Raw genomic sequence first — 577 nt, forward strand, 5'->3', positions numbered from 1 at the left:
ATACAAAAGGACATCAATCCAGACACGTTCATGGGTACCATGGGACCATCTTTGATAATATTTCTCAACATCTTCTTTTGTCCAAACAGGAAAGCCGCTTTTATTTTTAAGAGGAGGTTTTTTAACGCCTAAAGTTGGATTATTTTCCAAAAGACCTTGATCAATTGCCCAATTAAAAAGACCATTAAGGGACTTCAGAAAGTTTCTAGCCATTGCTGGTGTATCTTTACGCCGTTCAACACCGGCTATAATATGTTTCTTTGTAGTATTAGAGTAGCTATGCCAATTAGAGCTGTTAAAGTATTGTTTAAGCAGCCATGCAAATGAACCTTCAACAAGTTTACCGGTTTTGGATTTAGGAAGTATAAGCCCTTGTAACTCGGCAAGTGCGCTTTTGTAGTTATCAACAAACTCTTGCGTTCCATAGGTACCGCGTATTCTAATGCGTTTACCGTGACCAATACGTACATACCATACAATTTTGCCATGTTGAGTAATTTGTTTGATAGCCATAAAAGCGTTTATAGGCTCTCTCATTCAAATGAGTGATTAAAGATCATACGCAACATTTACATTC

At 37.3% G+C, this 577-nt stretch carries 1 pseudogene; it reads right to left on the minus strand.

The annotated features are described in order from the left end of the window. Window positions 1-513, minus strand: a pseudogene (locus tag ACFING_RS10115) (integrase); the annotation flags it as partial. Window positions 514-577: the final 64 nt, after the last annotated feature.

It is taken from the genome of Bartonella sp. AP150HLJHH (assembly GCF_042196385.1).
In the GTDB taxonomy this organism is placed as follows: Bacteria; Pseudomonadota; Alphaproteobacteria; order Rhizobiales; family Rhizobiaceae; genus Bartonella.